The organism is Chitinophaga chungangae, assembly GCF_017742215.1.
GTDB classification, from domain to species: domain Bacteria; phylum Bacteroidota; class Bacteroidia; order Chitinophagales; family Chitinophagaceae; genus Chitinophaga; species Chitinophaga chungangae.
Genome location: NZ_JAGHKP010000004.1, coordinates 177,332 through 194,706 on the forward strand (window position 1 = coordinate 177,332; position 17,375 = coordinate 194,706).

Here is a 17,375-nt window from a genome sequence, read left to right on the forward strand (position 1 = left end):
ACGGTGTTGGAACATCAATTTTAAACTGGACTTATCACGGTATTTACCCTAAAAATTGCGTAATTTAATAGAACGAGCCGGAAGCTAATCCACCAGCATGTTCTGAGCCTGAAAACTGATACTATTCCCCGAACGGCATACGTTACCCGACCCGGCGCCCGTCATCACCGCAAAAACTCCTGCCGTATGAAAATGTATGATGAAAAACACATTAAAAATGTCGTGCTCATTGGCGCTGCCAAGAGCGGCAAAACAACGCTGGCCGAGGACATGCTGTTCGAGGCCGGCATTATCAGTAAGCGCGGTTCCGTGGAAGAACGGAACACGGTGTCTGACTATCACGAGGTGGAGCACGAACGGGGCAATTCCGTTTACGCCACCAGCCTGCACACGGAATGGCGGGATTACAAGATCAACATTGTAGATACCCCGGGGCTGGAAGATTTCGCCGGCGAAGTGGTTTCGTCCATCCGCGTATGCGACACCGCGGTATTGCTGCTGCACGCCTATAACGGCGTGGAGGTAGGTACGGAGCTGATCTGGGATTATGTAGACCGTTACAACAAACCCACTATTCTCGCCATCAATCATCTCGATCACGAAAACGCCAATTACAACCTGGTGCTGGACCAGGCCAGGAATTTTTTAGGCAATGCCGTAACCGTAATGCAGTACCCGGTGAACCAAGGACCGGGTTTCAACGCTATGATCGACCTGTTGAAAATGACCATGTACCGTTTCCCCGCGGGCGGCGGCAAACCCGAAAAACTCCCCATACCGGAGGAGGAGCGTGAGCAGGCTGACAACCTGCACAACATTCTCGTGGAAAAGGCCGCTGAAAACGACGACGCGCTGATGGAACTGTTCTTTGAAAAAGGCAGTCTCGACGAAGACGAGCTGCGCCAGGGCATCCAGATCGGGATGATGAAACACCAGGTGTTCCCCGTTTTTTGCCTTTGTGCCAAAAACAATATGGGCAGCGGCCGCCTGATGGGTTTTATCGACAACGTGGCGCCTTCCGCCGTGGAAATGCCGCCCGAACTGTCTGAAGACGGCAAGGAAGTGGCCTGCGACCCGGCTGGCCCTACCTGTCTTTTCGTTTTCAAAACCCTGCTGGAACCGCATATCGGCAAGCTGTCCTTTTTTAAAGTGCTGAGCGGCGAAGTAAAAGCCGGCCAGGAGCTTTACAACGAAAAAGGCAACACGACCGAACGGCTCAACCAGCTGTTCATCACAGACGGAAAAAACCGGCACCCGGTGGACCGCCTGCGCTCCGGCGACATCGGCTGTACCCTCAAACTGAAAAATACCTTCACCAATCATACGCTCAACGAAAAGAATTTCACGGCGCAGATCGAGCCGATCCATTTCCCGCCGCCCAAAGTGCGGGTAGCGATCGTTGCCAAAAACAAAGGCGACGACGAAAAGCTCGGCGAAGTGCTCGCGGAAATTCATACCGAAGACCCCACGCTGGAGATCGAATACAACCGCGAGTTGAAACAGGTGATCCTCCATGGCCAGGGCGACTTGCACCTCGCCGTCACCAAATGGCGCCTGGAAAATATCTACAATATGCAGGTGGAATACCTGTCCGCCCGCATTCCGTACCGCGAAACCATCCAGAAACCGGCGATGGCGAGTTACCGCCACAAAAAACAATCCGGCGGCGCGGGACAGTTCGGCGAGGTATACATCAAAATAGAGCCCTGGTACGAAGGCATGCCTCCCAGCAAAGAATGGCCGGTGCGCGAAACCGAAGAGATCGCGCTGAACTGGGGCGGCAAGCTGGTGTTTAACAACTGCATCGTAGGCGGCGCGATAGACGCGCGTTTCCTGCCATCTATCCTCAAAGGCGTGATGGAAAAAATGCAGGAAGGCCCGCTCACCGGGTCGTATGTGCGCGACGTGCGCGTGAGCGTGTACGACGGCAAAATGCACCCGGTAGACAGCAACGATATTTCCTTCAAAATAGCCGGCATGATGGCTTTCCGCGAAGCCTTCCACCAGGCGGCGCCGCAGCTGCTGGAGCCGGTGTTCGACCTCGAAGCCACCGCGCCGGACGTAATGATGGGCGATATCATGAGCGAGCTGCAAACGCATCGCAGCGTGATCACGGGGATGGACAGCGGCAATGTCAGCCAGGTGATCAAAGCGCGTACGCCGCAGGCCGAACTGGACAAACTCTACGCCGCGCTCCGCAACGTGACCCAGGGCAAAGCCAAAGTAAAAGCCGTATTCGCCGAATACGCGCCCGTTCCGGCCGACGTGCAGAAAAAACTCAGCGAAGATTACAAGAAGGTGGAGCAGCAGAACGGGGCGCATTAAACTAAACGCAAAACTCAATAATGCCTCCCCCAACTATCCCTGTCCAGCGTGCGGTATTGAATAGCTTCCGCGATGTGGTGCGGGGTGATGTGCTCTGAGCCTTCCAGGTCCGCGATCGTGCGGCTCACTTTGATGATCCGTTCGTATGCGCGCGCGGAAAGCTGCAGCTTTTTCATCGCCTGCGATAACAGTTCCCTTGCGTTGGGCGGCAGCCGGCAATAATGATGAAGTTGTTTGGCGGTCATCTGCGCGTTGCAATAGATATGCGCCGTAGGGCGGGCTTTGCCGTCGGGGGAGCGCGGCTGATTATCTGTGTCGAAAAACCTCGCCAGTTGCCTGCCGCGCGCCAGCATCACCCTTTCGCGGATGTTGTCGCTGGTTTCGGATCTTACCGTGCTTGCCAGCGAAGCAGGGCTCACCGGCGTTACTTCTATATGCAGATCGATCCGGTCCAGCAGCGGGCCGGAAACGCGGTTTAGATATTTCTGCACCATGCCCGGCGGACAGCTACATGGTTTGTCTGGATGATTAAAATAGCCACAGGGGCACGGGTTCATAGCAGCCACGAGCATAAACGACGCGGGAAATTCGGCAGAACTTCGTGTGCGCGAGATCGTTATTTTTCGTTCTTCCATGGGCTGGCGCAGCACTTCCAGCACGGAACGTTTGTATTCGGGCAGCTCGTCGAGGAACAGCACGCCGTTTTGCGCGAGGGAGATCTCCCCGGGCTGCGGAACAGGCCCGCCCCCAGCCATCGCCACGTCACTGATGGTATGATGCGGGGAGCGGAACGGCCTCGCGGAAATAATGCCCGCATCTTCCGCCAGCTTGCCCGCAACGGAATGTATCCGCGTCGTTTCCAGCGCTTCCTGCAGGCTCAGTGGCGGCAATATCGTCGGCACCCTTTGCGCGATCATCGTTTTCCCTGATCCCGGCGGCCCGATCAGGATAATGTTGTGCCCGCCCGCCGCGGCGATCTCCATCGCCCGTTTCACCGTTCCCTGCCCGCTTATCTCCGAAAAATCAACCTCCGCGGAAACGCTGGCTGCATATGGTTTCGCCGCCTCGCATTCTTTTTCTTCCCCTTTCAAGAACGCCAGCACCTCGTTGATATGCTGCATCGAAAATACTTCCAGCCCCTCCACGATCGCCGCCTCCCGCGCGTTTTGCGCCGGGAGGATGATGCCGCGGTAACCTTCCTTCTTCGCCTGCATCGCCATCGGCAGAATGCCGCGGATAGGCCGCAAAGCCCCGTCCAGCGAAAGCTCGCCCATGATGACGTAATGCTCCGGGTTGCGGGTGAATATTACCTGTTTCGACGCAGCCACAATGCCCAGCGCGATCGGCAGGTCGTACGCCGAGCCCGCCTTGCGGATGCCCGCAGGCGCCATGTTCACCACCGTTCGCAGGCGCGGCATTTTATATCCGATGTTCTTGATCACCGTTTCGATGCGGAATTCGCTTTCCTTGACGGCATTATCCGGCAGGCCCACCAGGCAAAAACGCGTACCCTGGCCAACGTTCACTTCAATGGTAATGGTAATGGCTTCCACGCCGTGTATGGCGCTGCCGAAGATCTTGACGAGCATGGGACAAACAATGGTTGTTACTTTCCGAAGATAAGGATTTTCTTATTTCATGTTCGCCAGCAGTTCAATAACTTTTTCTTTCTTCAAAATAAGGTACCCGATCTTTTCCTTAGCGATGCCGTCTCTCAGGTCATATGTGAAATGCAGGTTGTCGTCGATCACTTCGCTCTGGAAATATTTGAAAATGATCTGGTCTTCACCCTGCAGCTCTTCCGCGATCTCGTACAGGTGGGTGGACAAAATGTACAAACACTGGTGATTGTTCAGCAAACCGCGGATCACGGCCAGGGAACAGTTCTTCGCGTCTTCCACGTTCGTGCCTTTAAACATTTCGTCGATCAGTATCAGCCAATTTTTGCCGTCGCTGATCTTGATGATCGTGTTTTTGATGCGCTGCACTTCGTTGTAGAAATAACTTTCGCCTTTAAAGATGTTGTCTTTTACATCGATGTTGGACAAAATACCGTGGAAAAAACTCAACTTCATCTGCTGCGCCGGCACGCCCATGCCCAGGTGCGACAGGAACACCGCGATGCCCACCGCCCTGATGAACGTGGTTTTGCCCGCCATGTTGGCCCCCGTCAGGAAAATAAAATGACGGTGCGGGTCCATCGCCACATCGTACGCCACCGGCTGCGGCAATATCATGTGGTACAATTGTTTGATCTCGATGAACGGTTTGCCGGGATCGGTGAATTCGGGGAAGTTGAGCTTAAAATGACGGATGGCCATGGCCATGCTGTGATACGCGTCCAGCCGGGTATACAGCTCGGTCAGTTCCCAGAGCACTTTTTTATGTTTGCGGCGGATGAGTTTGTCGTAACGGAGGATCTGCACAAAATTCAGCGACCCGTTCTCATGCATGGCGATGATGTCGTGAAACTCGCGCTGGTTGATGAGAATGCGCGCCCTTTCGAGCAGGATGCGCAGGTTCGCCGGCGCTTCCGCGGCGGGGAAGGTATCGGTGAGGAATTTAAAACCGTTGATGAGATTAAGCAGCTGGTCGAACGAAAATTTGATGAACCCGAAATCCGGTGCGTAGATCGTTTTGGTGATCAGCGCGTTCACGTACAGCAGCGGCCCTTCGGAAGTGGAGATAGGTTCTATCTCGGCGTTCAGGTAATTTTCCACCACCACGATGGTGCCGTTGGAGATCATCGGCGGCCAGGTGTCTTCGCGTTCGAGCATGTATTGCAGCATCTGCTGGCGCTGGCGTATCGCCTCGATATCTTTCAGCGGGTTGCTGAACAAGGTGCGCAGGTAATCCCTTCCGCCCGACGTAGTGGTGAAATCCAGCTTATGGAACAGGGAATATTCGTCTTCGCGGTTAAAGATCGACAGGTCGAGGTAGGTTGTTTTGTCCAGCTCCATGCGCAGAATTTTTAGTGAATTTACAGTGAATCAGTTTAACGTGGTAGATGCAGGGCACGGATTTTTCCATAAATAACAAAGCCGGGAACAGTCGTTCCCGGCCTGTAAAAACTCATTCACAACGGTTTATGCATTGAATAACAACCGTTGTCCCAGCTGGGTTTCGTTGAACGTACCGTTTTCGTAAGCAAGATGGCCGTTCACGAAGGTATGGGTTACCGCGGCGGGGAAAGTATGCCCTTCGAAGGGGCTCCAGCCGCAGTGGTAGTGGATGTTGGATTTATCGACCGTAGTGGAGGCGTTGAGGTCCGCGATCACGCAATCCGCAAAATAACCTTCGCGCAGGTAACCTCTTTCGCGGATGCGGAAGCAGTCTGCGGGGGCATGGCTCATTTTCTGCACCATTTTTTCGATGGAGAAACGCCCGGCCTTCACCTGCTCGAGCATCATGAGCAGGCTGTGCTGCACCAGCGGAACGCCGGAGGGCGCCTGCAGGTAAGCCTGCTGTTTTTCGTCCCAGGTGTGGGGCGCGTGATCGGTGGCGATGATGTCCAGCTTGTCGTCCAGGAGGCCCTGCCATAGCGCTTCGCGGTGATGCGGCGCTTTGATGGCGGGATTGCATTTGATGAGGTTGCCGTATTTCGTATAGTCGTTGGCGGTGAACCACAGGTGATGCACGCACACTTCCGCGGTGATCCTTTTTTCGCTGAGGGGCAGCAGGTTGCCGAACAGCTGCAGTTCCTTTTCGGTGGAAATATGCAGGATGTGCAGGCGGGAATTGTGTTTCATGGCGAATTGCACCGCTACCAGCGACGATTCGAAGCAGGCTTCTTCGTTGCGGATCAGCGGGTGGTCTGCCGCGGAAAGCGCATCGCCTTTTTCCTGTTTGTATTTTTCCATATTGGCGCGGATGATCTTTTCATCCTCGCAATGCGTGGCGATCAGCAGTTCGGTTTCGGAGAAGATCTTTTCGAGGGTGAGGTAATTGTCTACCAGCATATTGCCGGTGGAAGAGCCCATGAAGATCTTCACGCCGGCCACGCGGTCTTTTTTCGCATTGGTCTTCAGCACTTCTTCCGCATTATCGTTGGCCACGCCCATAAAAAAGGAGTAGTTCGCCAGCGAGGTGCGCGCGCCGATGTCGTATTTATCTTCCAGTCTTTCCTGCGTAACGGCTTCGGGTTTGGTGTTGGGCATTTCCATGAAGCTGGTGGTGCCGCCGGCCACGGCAGCGCGCGCTTCGGAACGGATGGTGGCTTTGTGGGTAAGCCCCGGCTCGCGGAAATGCACCTGGTCGTCTATCACGCCGGGCAGCAGGTATTTGCCTTCCCCGCTGATCTCTTTCCCGGTTTCGCCGATCTGCGGCGCGATCTTTTCAATACGGCCGTTGCGCAGCAGTACGTCCTGCACGCTGGTAACGCCTTCGTTTACGACGGATATATTTTTGATGATGACATTTTGCATGCCGCAAAGGTAAAACTTTTACCCTTGCAGATGGATCGAAAACACGATCATGCGGGAATTGAGCTCGCCGAGCACGTTGGAGTAACGGAGGTTCGGATCGCGCACGTGCACGTCGTTCAGGCCGTTGCTGACCTTGAACTCGGGGGTGAAGATGAAGGAGGGGAAATAAAATTCGAAACCGGCGCCGATCTCGTAACCATAGGTGGTTTTGTTGATCTTCACGAGGTCTTCGGCCAGGCGCACGCTTTTGTTGGAAGCGAGGTCATGGTCGAGCTTCATGCCGGCGATGGTGTATACGCGCATGTTGCCGATACGGTCCGATTTGAATTTGATCTGCAGCGGGAAACTCACCACGATAGATTCCACTTTCTTTTCGGTGGAACGGTCCGGGTAATTTTCGCGGTAATAAAGGTTTTTATTCGCGAAAAACAGCTGCGGGTTAAAACGCAGGTCGAAGCGGTTGCTGATGCGGAGATTGGCAAGCAGGCCGAGGTTGAACCCGACGGTTTTGAGGGGCTCGGCCACCATGATGGAATCCTGGTGGAGGAAGAGGTCTGAATGGGTGAGCCGGAAATACGACTGGTTTGCGGCGAGGGTGATGCCGAAATAGTAGGGTTTGCGGTCGTGTTCCTCCATGTTTATTTGCGCTTGGGCAGATATGGTGCTCAACAGGAGTAATAAAGCCCCCGTTAGCGGGTAGCGCAATAAATTGAACATATTCCGAAGGTTAGCGTTTTGCATGTAACAGCCTGGAAGCCAACTTTGTGTAAAATGTCGCACATTGCCTGGCCCTGCGGGAACGCTTTAACGGAATCGGGCAGGTAGGTGTAAGCTGCCTGGTTCCGGGCGATCCATTTCCCGATCATGGGCGTAATGTAGCGAAAATAAAAGTTATACAATTGTTTAACAGGCGTTTTGGTGGGATTGGAAAACTCCAGTATCACCGCTTTGCCGCCTGGTTTGAGCACCCTGCACATTTCCGCCAGCCCTTTTTCGAGGTGCTCGAAATTCCGGACGCCGAAGGCGGCCGTTATGGCATCAAACGTTGCATCGGGGAAACTTATTGTTTCGCTGTCGCCCTGCTGGAGGGTGATCACGTCGCTGAGGCCGGCTTTGGCGACCTTTTCGCGGCCCAGGGCCAGCATTCCTTCGGAAATGTCGATGCCGGTGATCTTTTCGGGCTGCAGCATGCGATGCGCCATGATGGCCACATCGCCGGTGCCGGTGGCTACGTCGAGGAGGGTTTTGGGTTGAAGGGGGCGCAACAGCTTCAGGGCCTTTTTACGCCATTGAACGTCTATGCCCAGGCTCATGAAATGGTTCAGGAAGTCGTACCTGCCTGCAATATCATCGAACATGTGGGCGATCTGCTCCTTCTTGCTTAATTTTGACCCTTCAAAAGGAACCACTTTCTGTACATCTTTGCTCGCCATAGTGGGGCAAAGGTAACTGAAGGGCCGCAAAATGGAAAAATTATGGTGATCAAATCTGCCGAATACCTTATCAGCAACGTGGACTGGCAAAAGTGCCCCCAGCCGGATATGCCTGAATACGCCTTCATCGGGCGGTCCAACGTGGGCAAAAGCAGCCTGATCAATATGCTGGTGAACCAGCATGGCCTGGCGAAAACCTCGGGCACGCCTGGCAAAACGCAGCTGATCAATCACTTCCTGATCAATAAAAGCTGGTACATCGTGGACTTGCCGGGGTATGGGTTTGCGAAGGTGTCTCAAAGCCAGCGCCGCAGCTGGGAGCAGATGATCGAAAATTACCTGAGAAAGCGGCCCAACCTGGTGAATGTGTTTGTGCTGATAGACAGCCGGCTTACGCCCCAGAAGATAGATATCGAATTCATCAACCAGCTCGGGGAGTGGAATGTGCCCTTCCAGCTGGTGTTCACCAAGGCAGACAAAAATACGCAGCTGGAAACCAGCCGCAATGTAAAGGCATTTCTCAACAAACTCCGTGAAACCTGGCAATTCCTGCCAGCCAATTACGTAACGTCCACCGTTAAAAAGACGGGCCGCGACAAGATCCTGGAGTTCATCGATGAAATGAACGGGCGTTTTCAGCGCATCGCCTAGTTCACGATCTTGTTCGCGCAGGAGCTGCTGGCAAAGGCCTCAGGCTTCGCTTTGAACGCAAACCCCATCCCGAGGATGTAACCCATCGCTTCCCTGAGCGCCAGGTTGCTTTTGAACTGGGGATTGGTGTTGATGTCCGCATGCACTTCCATGTCCACGTCGTATTCGGTGAACAGGTCGCACAGCTCGTAAGCGATCTCGATGCTTTTGGCTACTTCCACCAGCATTCTTTCTTTGATGGAATAAACGTCGCGGGTCTTTTCGTTGTGAATGAACATAAAACCGCCGTGGCCTTCGCGCAGGAACACGATAACGGTGGCAAACTCGGTTTCAAGCCCTTTCACCTGGGAATCGGTGCCGATACAGACCTTTAAACGGTGGCCAAGGCCGGTTTCCCGGACGATGGCATGCCGCACCTCCTCCATGATGGGCAAGTGAATAGGTTCGCCGTTGAATCTTCTCCATTTCATGGGTTGTAAGTTTTGAACGGTAAAGCGTATACGAATGCCAGTCTGATGGGTCTTTGGCCGTGGGCTAACACGATGCATGAAGTATTAACCGAATATACGACTTTTTACTGCAGTGAATGTTACTGCAATATGAAAGGGGGGAGGAATGGGGAAATTGTGTGGATTAGTACTGGCCGGTGCTCAGCAGCACGAGGGTACAGGCCGGCTGCGCCTTGATGCCGTTGGCTTCCGCCAGCTGGATGAGCTCTGGGTTTTCCGTGCCCGGGTTAAAAATGATCCGTTTGGGTTTCAGGCTGAGGATGTAATCGTAGTATTGCTGCTGCCGCAAAGGGTTAAGGTATAACGTGACCGTATCAACGCCTTCCGTTTGCGGATGTTCTTCCATAATGGGCGTATCGCCGATGGCGCCCGTCCGCTGGCCGATGGCGATCACCGGGTGACCATGCGCCCGCAGCCTGGTAACGGCCAGGTAGCTGTAGCGGTCGGGATGCGGCGAAGCGCCGATAACAACGGTCAGTTTAGGTGTGTTTGCCATGATCTGAAAGAATGTTTCCATGTTAAAGGGCGCAAAAGTTGTACCACTGCCGGAATCATGACATTGTTGCATTTCCCCGGGCGCAGGTGGCATATTGGCCGCTTTATCAGAACAAATGATACGCTTTCCGGGGCAAACGCCCCACGATCTGTTGAAACGCTTCCTGCAAATGCGGGTATTTAAAAGTAAACCCCGCCTGCGTGATACGCGTGGGCAATACCCACCTGCTTTTGAGCAGCAGCTCGGTTTCCGTGCCGATCAGCGCCGCGCCTATCTTCAGCATCCATTCTTCCGCCGGCAGACCGAAATAATGCCCGCAGGTTTTGCGCAGCGTGGCCATAAATTCGTTGTTGGTAACAGGATTGGGCGCAACGCAGTTATACGTGCCTTCACATTCCGTATGCGTGTACAGCCACTCCATCATCCGCGCAACGTCTTCGATGTGCACCCAGCTGTAACGCTGCCTGCCGCTGCCCTGGCGGCCACCCAGCCCGAATTTCAGGAGGTTGAGGTAAGGCGTCATCACCCCGCCGGCGCCCAGCGTTACCGCGATGCGGAGAAATACTTTGCGCGTGCGCGGAAGATCGGTTTCGGAAAAGGTCTTTTCCCACAACTTGCATACCTGCACGGAAAAATCGTTTTCGATCTCGCCGGTGAATTCGTCCATCGGCCGGTCTTCCGCATGCCGGTAAATGGTGGCGGAGCCTGCGTTGATCCAGAGCGCGGGCGGGTTTTGCAGGCTTTTAACGGCCTCGCCGAGAATGCGGGTGCTGTCTGTGCGACTGGCGAATATTTCGGCTTTATTGGCTTTGTTATAACGACAATTCACGCTTTTGCCGGCGAGATTGATGAGCAGGTCCGCATCTTCCAGCGTGGCGACCCAGGGGCCGGTGGTGCGGCCGTCCCACTTTACATGGGTCACATTGGGATGCGTGCTGTTTTGCGGGTGGCGGCTGAGGATCACGATGCGGTTGTACTCCCCGAAATATTCCACGAGGCCGTTGCCGATAAAACCGGTGCCGCCGGCGATCACGATCTTTTTGTTTTTCATTGTCAGGGATGTTTTTGAACTTTCAATAAAAAATGAAACATTTAGGTATAGGGATAAGAAGGACGGTCCGGGAAGCGCGGGCTTAGCGGATGACCTTCAGCAGGGTGCTGTAAAACCAGTGTTCTTCCGACTTGATGAAGGCGTTGAGCGCGGCATCGGTCTGGTGGGCGAACTTCTGAATGTTTTGCATGGTTTCGCGGAAAGCCTTTACGTGTTTATCTTTCTGGTCGCCTTCCACTTTATTGAGCTGAACGAGCACTTTAAGGATGGGGTCCAGCTCGCGTTTCTTCCTTTCGCGGGCGATGGCGGTGCCTGCTTTCCAGATATCTTTTTCCGCGATAAAAAATTCCTTTCTTTCGCCAGGCACGAGTACTTTTTCGACGATGCCCCAGTTCATCAGCTCGCGTACGTTCATGTTGGCATTGCCGCGGGAGATGTCCAGCGCTTCCATGATCTCTTCGGCGCTCATAGGGTCGGGCGCGATCAGGAGCAGGGCGTGGATCTGGGCCATGGTGCGGTTAACGCCCCATTGCGCGCCCAGCAAGCCCCATGCCTGTATGAATTGTGCTTTGGCTTCTGGCAATTTCATACCTCAAAGCTATAGAATGTTTTTGAACTTTCAAAACTTATTGAAAATTATTTATAGTGACGGAAAGGAGTTGGCGGTTATCGGAGGTTCAGCCCTCCGACTGCAACCCGATGCGGTTGCCTTCGGTGTCTGTAAAAACAGCCTGGTAACCCATTTCGTTTTCGGGGGAAACGGGCGTTTTGTCGTGTACAATGCGGCCGCCCGCGCCGGGCACGCGTTCCAGCACTTCGCTGAGGTCTGCCCCGCAATAAAAATATACCGTGCAGCCACGCTGGCTGGGCACTGCGTCCGGCCCTTCCACGATAGCTCCGCTTACGCCTTCGTAGCCGTTCTCGTTAGGGAACAATCCCATGCGGTTACCACGCACGCGGGTTTCCAGCAGTTCGAAATTGAATACAGTGTTGTAAAATTTTCTGGCCCGTTCAAAATTGCTGACAGGTATTTCAAACCATTTGAGGGCATTTTTGGGAACCTGCATTGCGTATCATTTGGGGGAATGAATATGAATTTAATAAAATATGGGGATATTATTAGATTTTTTTCAAACGCAAAACAGCCGTAGCCGTTAGAATTGATATTATTTTGACAAGCCCCTTCTCCTCGTTATTCACCTTTCATGCATGGATAATATAATATTGATTTGGGGAAACGTTTTCACATAAAAAAGCCGCCCCGGGAAGGAGCGGCTTTCGGAATATCTCGGGAATGTTTTTATACGAACATCGTCACCGGGTTTTCCAGGAAACCTTTCAGGGTTACCAGGAAACGTGAGCCCACAGCGCCGTCTACCGTACGGTGGTCGCAGCTCATGGTCACTTTCATCACGTTGGTGGCTTTGAACTGGCCGTTTTCCACCATCACGGTTTCCTTGATGGCGCCTACCGCGAGGATGGCGGAATCGGGAGGGTTGATGATGGCGGTGAACTGCTCGATGCCCATCATGCCGAGGTTAGACACGGTGAAGGTGTTGCCGGAATAATCCTGCGGCTGCAGTTTTTTGTTCTTCGCTTTATCGTTCAGCACTTTGGTTTCGGCCGCGATCTGGGAGAAGCTCTTCTGGTCCGCAAAACGGATCACGGGAACGATCAGCCCTTCGTCTACCGCCACGGCAGAGCCGATGTGGATGTGATGATTGTGACGGATGGTGTCTCCCAGCCAGCTGCTGTTCACGTCAGGGTGCTGGCGCAGCGCCATGGCGCAGGCTTTGATCACCATGTCGTTGAAAGAAACTTTAACGGGGGAAACTTTATTGATGGCTTCGCGGGCTTCCATGGCCTTGTCCATGTTGATTTCCATGGTAAGGTAGAAGTGCGGCGCCTGGAATTTGCTTTCTCCGAGACGGCGTGCGATGGCTTTGCGCATCTGCGATACGGGAGTATCGGTGTGGCTTTCCTGTCCTGCGGGGGCGAACGCGGCCACCTGGGGAGCGGGTTTGCCTGCAGCGGGCGCCGCGGCAGGAGCGGCTTTGGAAGGCACGAAGCTGTCCACGTCTTTTTTCACGATACGGCCGCCGTCGCCGGAGCCGGGTACCTGGCTGATATCGATGCCTTTTTCTTCCGCCAGTTTTTTAGCGAGGGGAGAGGCTTTCACCCTTCCGTCGCCGTTGGCGGCAGGAACTGCGGCTTCCGCTGCCGGGGCGGCGGATGCTGCGGGCGCAGCTGCGGAGGTTTCAGCGGGGGCGGCAGCTTTGGGGGCCGCGCCGCCGGATTGCTCGGCTGCGAGTATGGCGTCTACGTTTGTTCCTTTTTTACCTACGATGGCGATAATGCCGTTCACCTTGGCCACTTCGCCTTCGGGAACGCCGATGTGCAGCAGCGTACCGTCTGCATAACCGATCACTTCCATGGTGGCTTTGTCGGTTTCCACTTCGGCCAGCACGTCGTCAGATTTCACGGTGTCGCCTACTTTTTTATTCCAGGCCACGATCTTGCCTTCGGTCATGGTGTCGCTCAGCAGCGGCATACGGATCACGGTCGCGTCTTTCAGCGCTGCGTCCAGCGCGCCTTTGTCTGCCTGGGGAGCTGCGGCGGGAGCGGCTTCTGCTTTTGCTTCCGCTTTGGGGGCAGGGGCGGCGGCATCTGCTTTCGGAGCGGCGGCTTTGGCGCCTCCGTTCCCTTCCAGCAATCCTTTGTAATCCTCGCCGGGCTTGCCTACAATGGCAATGATCTCATTCACCTTCGCCGCTTTTCCTTTCTCCACGCCAATATATAACAACGTACCGTCCACATAACCCATTACTTCCATGGTGGCCTTATCGGTTTCCACTTCGGCAATAATGTCGTCGGACTTTACGGTATCGCCTACCTTCTTATGCCATTCCGCAATCACCCCTTCCGTCATCGTATCGCTTAAAAGGGGCATTCTGATAACTTCTGCCATAGTATTTCTTCGAAATTTTGCCCAAACCTACATGTTTTTGCGCAAAAACGCAACGCATGCGGGGGGCCGGTGTTTAAAAAATAACCATTCCCGTGCCGGGTAACGGTTTAAAAATCAAGTTCCATGTTCAACCGGTCTTTCAATTCTTTCACGAGCGGGTACTTTTCGACCATCCGCGTGAACTGCTCCCGGCTGGAGAGCGGCGCGGGGCCGGAATCCGCCGTTTGCTGCTGGCTTTCGTCCAGCTGGAGGGTAAGAATGAGGGCGTTGTTGCGGAATTTTTGCTTGAAGAATTCGGATATTTCGAGCTTTTCTTCTTCCATAAACCGGTACTGCACGATGTTCCGGCTCACGATGCAGATCTCTTCGGGCCCCAGCATGGCGGTTTGGGCCAGCTGGAGGTTGCTTACGACGGTCATTTTGTTGGCCTGCCTGAACCGGTCGATAAATTCGTCCCAGTACACGGCGATGGCCCCGGCGGTGAGCGGTATGCTGTTGTTCACCGTGGCGGTGACCTGCTGTTGTTTGGCTGCCATGGCCTCTTTCATTGCGGCGAGGCCGGTCAGTTTGGGCCTGGCGGCGCCGTTGCCCGTTGAAGCTGCCGGTGAGGCGGGCTGTGCGGGGGCGGTATAGTTTTGTACCGGCGTGCCCTGCTGCGAAGGCGCGGGGGGCGCGGTTCTTGTTTCGGGGGAAGGAGTGACCGGCGCTTTTTGCTGCGGGGCGCCTTTTTCCACTTCGATGGTCAGCTTCGGTTCCTGCGGCGCGATGGTTTTGCTGGTGGCGGGTTTGCCATAGATCGGCTGCGGAAGCGGGGCTCTCAGGCGCTGGGGGGCTCCTTCAGGGACCAGGTTTTTTTTTACCACTTCGCCCGTCTGATCGTTGCTTACGAGGGTTACCGCCTGCTGCAGGTAACACAGCCTGATAAGGGCCATTTCCACATGCAGCCTTTTGTTGCGGGCCATCCGGTAGCCGATCTCGGTTTCGTTGAGCAGGTGCAGGGCCGTAACGAGGTAAGCGGAGCTGACGCGGCCGCTCATCTGTTTGTAACGGTCTTTCAGGTTGGCGCTTACTTCCATGAGGTGCAGCACTTTTTCGTCCTTACACACCAGCAGGTTCCGCAGGAACTCCGCCCATCCGCCGAGGAAGTTGTCTCCCTCGAAACCTTTCTGCAAAATTTCGTCGAAGATCAGCAGCGATCCCGCAATATCCTGCGTGAGCACGGATTCCATGACGCGGAAAAAATAATCGTAGTCGAGGATGTTGAGATGCTCGAGCGTATTCTGGTAAGTAAGTTTGCCGCCGGTGAAGCTCACGATCTTGTCCAGCGTGCTGAGGGAATCCCTCATGCAGCCGTCCGTTTTCTGGGCGATCAGGTGAAGGGCGTCGCCTTCGGCGGTCATATGTTCTTTGGTAACGATCTCCTGGAGATGGTCTACCGTATCCTGTATGGTAATGCGTTTGAAGTCGAAGATCTGGCACCGGCTGAGGATGGTGGGCAGGATCTTGTGTTTTTCCGTGGTGGCGAGAATGAAGATCGCGTAGGAGGGCGGTTCTTCCAGCGTTTTCAGAAAAGCGTTGAAGGCCGAGGAGCTGAGCATGTGCACCTCATCGATGATATAGATCTTGTATTTGCCAGCCTGGGGAGCGAAGCGCACCTGGTCTACCAGCGTGCGGATATCGTCTACCGAGTTGTTGGAAGCCGCGTCCAGCTCGTGGATGTTAAAGGAGCTGCCTTCGTTGAAGGTGCGGCAGGAACTGCACTCGTTGCAGGCTTCGCCATCGGGCTGGAGGTTCTCGCAGTTGATGGTTTTCGCCAGGATGCGCGCGCAGGTGGTTTTGCCCACGCCGCGCGGGCCGCAGAACAGGAAGGCATGGGCCAGCTGGTTGTTGCGGATGGCATTTTTGAGTGTGGTGGTGATATGGGCTTGCCCTACTACCGTGGAGAAATTCTGCGGACGGTATTTACGGGCGGATACTATAAAATTTTCCATGATGGGAGACGCTCCTTTCCAAAAGCCGAAAGTAACGCAAAAATCAAAAAGTAAAAAACGAAAAAGCTGCAATCGGCCACCATGGCTGATGTAGCTATTTCAGGATGGGATGGCGCTTAAATTCCTGTGTACGGTCGAACAGGTAACGGAAAGTGATCAGCTCGCGGGTGTGAAAAGTGCCGAGGCTTTCGGCCACATTCATCATTTTAGGGTTGAAGTCGCCGATCCACTGCATTTCGTATTCGTCGTACAAATGCTGCGCCTGTATCACTTTCGCCCCGCCTTCCACGATAAGGTACGCGTCTACGCCCTTGCCCTGGAACTCAGGCACCACGCCGAACACGATGCCGGTGAACTTGCGGCAGGCGCCGGTCATTTTCAGCCACAGGAACTGCAGCTTCTGCAACAGCCCGAATTTGCCGCCCATGTGTTTGAAATACTGGTTCAGCTCAGGCAGGTTCACCCACAGCGCGATGGGCTCGTCGTTATGATAAGCGAACCACACGATCCTTTCGTCCAGCACGGGTTTCATTTTTTTGAACAGCATCAGGGCCTGTTCTTTGGAGATTTCTTTTAAACCGCCATGCTGCGCCCAGGCTTTATTGTACACGGTGGTAAAGTCCTGCGCGTATTTCTCGAGCTCTTTTTTCCGGATGTGCCGGGCTGAAAAGGCGGGATCTTTGGCGATGGCGGCATGCCGTTCGTAGAATTTGTCCTGGATGCGGTTTTTCACGTCCAGCCCGAAGCAGACCTGGGTGAAAAAAGGCCGGAAGCCGTAATTCTCGAATAATCCGCGGTAATAGGGCGGATTGTAGTTCATGCCGAAAGGCGGGTTCACGAAACCTTTCACCTGCAGGCCCCACCAGCGGTCGCGGTCGCCGAAGTTGATCGGGCCATCCATCGCGCCCATGCCTCTTTCGGTGAGCCATTGTTTGGCCGTATCGAAAAGCAGGTTCGCGGCCTGCTGGTCGTTCACGCAGTCGAAAAAACCGACGCCGCCCACGGGCTGCTCGTCGCCAATGGTCTTATATTTTTTGTTGACGAACGCGGCGATGCGGCCGGCCAGGTTTCCTTTCTCATCCTTCATCACCCACCTCACGCATTCGCCGAAACGGAACGTTTTGTTTTTTTCCGGATCGAAAACCTCTTGTATATCCTTGTCCAGCGGCTGGTTCCAGCCTTCGTAACCTTTGTTGAGCGAAACGTGTACGTCCAGGAATTCCCGGGCCGTGCGGGCGTCTTTAACCACAAATAATTTCATCTGGGAAATTTGGGCAAAAATAAAAGTAATTGTGAGACCGTTATCAGGGAAATGCAATTTGTTGGCACTGAATGCCGAACAAGCCTGTCCCTTTTAAATCGTCGTTTATAATGAAAATCCGTCATTCCGTCACAATTAACGTTTCGTTTAGTATTCCCCGTATATTTTTATGGAATAAAGGAACCCGTGCGTCTTGATGATTCCATGCAGCGCTGAATCCGTGCGGCCGATAACAGTAGTAGCTATTTCACCCTTGTAAATACCAC

The 17,375-nt window shown here is 54.2% G+C and carries 15 protein-coding genes; 2 read left to right on the top strand and 13 right to left on the bottom strand.

Features of this window, described 5'->3' with window-relative positions; translation table 11 throughout:
• The first annotated feature begins 186 nt into the window (after nt 1-186).
• Nucleotides 187-2,325 (top strand): elongation factor G, encoded by a 2,139-nt coding sequence (locus J7I43_RS20470; protein WP_209147726.1) that lies wholly within the window; start codon nt 187-189, stop codon nt 2,323-2,325.
• A 14-nt stretch (nt 2,326-2,339) separates the two neighbouring features.
• Here the strand turns inward: J7I43_RS20470 and J7I43_RS20475 are convergent, their stop codons facing one another.
• The 5 genes from J7I43_RS20475 to ubiE form a co-directional block, all read right to left on the bottom strand.
• Nucleotides 2,340-3,914 (bottom strand): YifB family Mg chelatase-like AAA ATPase, encoded by a 1,575-nt coding sequence (locus J7I43_RS20475; protein ID WP_209147727.1) that lies wholly within the window; start codon nt 3,912-3,914, stop codon nt 2,340-2,342.
• 42 nt (nt 3,915-3,956) lie between these two features.
• Entirely contained in the window at nt 3,957-5,285 is a 1,329-nt protein-coding gene (locus J7I43_RS20480) for a MutS-related protein (RefSeq protein WP_209147728.1), read from the bottom strand.
• A 126-nt stretch (nt 5,286-5,411) separates the two neighbouring features.
• Complete coding sequence (locus tag J7I43_RS20485) at nt 5,412-6,749, bottom strand: dihydroorotase (protein WP_209147729.1); 1,338 nt, start codon at nt 6,747-6,749, stop codon at nt 5,412-5,414.
• 18 nt (nt 6,750-6,767) lie between these two features.
• Entirely contained in the window at nt 6,768-7,490 is a 723-nt protein-coding gene (gene porT, locus J7I43_RS20490; protein ID WP_317197087.1) for a type IX secretion/gliding motility protein PorT/SprT, read from the bottom strand.
• Nucleotides 7,439-8,182 (bottom strand): bifunctional demethylmenaquinone methyltransferase/2-methoxy-6-polyprenyl-1,4-benzoquinol methylase UbiE, encoded by a 744-nt coding sequence (gene ubiE / locus J7I43_RS20495; RefSeq protein ID WP_209147731.1) that lies wholly within the window; start codon nt 8,180-8,182, stop codon nt 7,439-7,441. The genes porT and ubiE overlap by 52 nt, the downstream gene beginning before the upstream one ends.
• Nucleotides 8,183-8,224: 42 nt before the next feature.
• On the opposite strand from ubiE, the gene yihA reads away from it, so the two are divergent.
• Nucleotides 8,225-8,833 (top strand): ribosome biogenesis GTP-binding protein YihA/YsxC, encoded by a 609-nt coding sequence (yihA, locus tag J7I43_RS20500; RefSeq protein ID WP_209147732.1) that lies wholly within the window; start codon nt 8,225-8,227, stop codon nt 8,831-8,833.
• On the opposite strand, the gene J7I43_RS20505 is transcribed toward yihA, so the two are convergent.
• From J7I43_RS20505 to J7I43_RS20540, 8 genes are all read right to left on the bottom strand, one after another.
• A complete protein-coding gene (locus J7I43_RS20505; RefSeq protein ID WP_209147733.1) occupies nt 8,830-9,303 on the bottom strand; it encodes a ribonuclease H-like YkuK family protein in 474 nt (157 codons plus the stop codon). The two genes, yihA and J7I43_RS20505, sit on opposite strands and share 4 nt — an antisense overlap.
• Before the next feature lie 163 nt (nt 9,304-9,466).
• Nucleotides 9,467-9,838 carry a CoA-binding protein gene (locus tag J7I43_RS20510; RefSeq protein ID WP_209147734.1) on the bottom strand — a complete coding sequence of 124 codons (372 nt, stop codon included), beginning with the start codon at nt 9,836-9,838 and terminating at the stop codon, nt 9,467-9,469.
• Nucleotides 9,839-9,944: 106 nt separating this feature from the next.
• Complete coding sequence (locus J7I43_RS20515; protein WP_209147735.1) at nt 9,945-10,889, bottom strand: TIGR01777 family oxidoreductase; 945 nt, start codon at nt 10,887-10,889, stop codon at nt 9,945-9,947.
• 82 nt (nt 10,890-10,971) lie between these two features.
• A complete protein-coding gene (locus J7I43_RS20520) occupies nt 10,972-11,478 on the bottom strand; it encodes a GbsR/MarR family transcriptional regulator (protein WP_209147736.1) in 507 nt (168 codons plus the stop codon).
• An 88-nt stretch (nt 11,479-11,566) separates the two neighbouring features.
• A complete protein-coding gene (locus J7I43_RS20525; RefSeq protein WP_209147737.1) occupies nt 11,567-11,956 on the bottom strand; it encodes a VOC family protein in 390 nt (129 codons plus the stop codon).
• 233 nt (nt 11,957-12,189) lie between these two features.
• Nucleotides 12,190-13,857 (bottom strand): pyruvate dehydrogenase complex dihydrolipoamide acetyltransferase, encoded by a 1,668-nt coding sequence (locus tag J7I43_RS20530; RefSeq protein WP_209147738.1) that lies wholly within the window; start codon nt 13,855-13,857, stop codon nt 12,190-12,192.
• Nucleotides 13,858-13,964: 107 nt separating this feature from the next.
• Entirely contained in the window at nt 13,965-15,848 is a 1,884-nt protein-coding gene (locus tag J7I43_RS20535) for a DNA polymerase III subunit gamma/tau (protein ID WP_209147739.1), read from the bottom strand.
• A 94-nt stretch (nt 15,849-15,942) separates the two neighbouring features.
• Entirely contained in the window at nt 15,943-17,109 is a 1,167-nt protein-coding gene (locus tag J7I43_RS20540) for a hypothetical protein (protein ID WP_209147740.1), read from the bottom strand.
• Nucleotides 17,110-17,375 lie beyond the last annotated feature (266 nt).

Coding starts and splice junctions, on each gene's coding strand:
- J7I43_RS20535 (WP_209147739.1), bottom strand. CDS start 15,848: ATGGAAAATTTTATAGTATCCGCCCGTAAATACCGTCCGCAGAATTTC.
- J7I43_RS20540 (WP_209147740.1), bottom strand. CDS start 17,109: ATGAAATTATTTGTGGTTAAAGACGCCCGCACGGCCCGGGAATTCCTG.
- J7I43_RS20515 (WP_209147735.1), bottom strand. CDS start 10,889: ATGAAAAACAAAAAGATCGTGATCGCCGGCGGCACCGGTTTTATCGGC.
- J7I43_RS20520 (WP_209147736.1), bottom strand. CDS start 11,478: ATGAAATTGCCAGAAGCCAAAGCACAATTCATACAGGCATGGGGCTTG.
- J7I43_RS20470 (WP_209147726.1), top strand. CDS start 187: ATGAAAATGTATGATGAAAAACACATTAAAAATGTCGTGCTCATTGGC.
- J7I43_RS20480 (WP_209147728.1), bottom strand. CDS start 5,285: ATGGAGCTGGACAAAACAACCTACCTCGACCTGTCGATCTTTAACCGC.
- ubiE (WP_209147731.1), bottom strand. CDS start 8,182: ATGGCGAGCAAAGATGTACAGAAAGTGGTTCCTTTTGAAGGGTCAAAA.
- J7I43_RS20475 (WP_209147727.1), bottom strand. CDS start 3,914: ATGCTCGTCAAGATCTTCGGCAGCGCCATACACGGCGTGGAAGCCATT.
- yihA (WP_209147732.1), top strand. CDS start 8,225: ATGGTGATCAAATCTGCCGAATACCTTATCAGCAACGTGGACTGGCAA.
- porT (WP_317197087.1), bottom strand. CDS start 7,490: ATGCAAAACGCTAACCTTCGGAATATGTTCAATTTATTGCGCTACCCG.
- J7I43_RS20530 (WP_209147738.1), bottom strand. CDS start 13,857: ATGGCAGAAGTTATCAGAATGCCCCTTTTAAGCGATACGATGACGGAA.
- J7I43_RS20505 (WP_209147733.1), bottom strand. CDS start 9,303: ATGAAATGGAGAAGATTCAACGGCGAACCTATTCACTTGCCCATCATG.
- J7I43_RS20510 (WP_209147734.1), bottom strand. CDS start 9,838: ATGGCAAACACACCTAAACTGACCGTTGTTATCGGCGCTTCGCCGCAT.
- J7I43_RS20525 (WP_209147737.1), bottom strand. CDS start 11,956: ATGCAGGTTCCCAAAAATGCCCTCAAATGGTTTGAAATACCTGTCAGC.
- J7I43_RS20485 (WP_209147729.1), bottom strand. CDS start 6,749: ATGCAAAATGTCATCATCAAAAATATATCCGTCGTAAACGAAGGCGTT.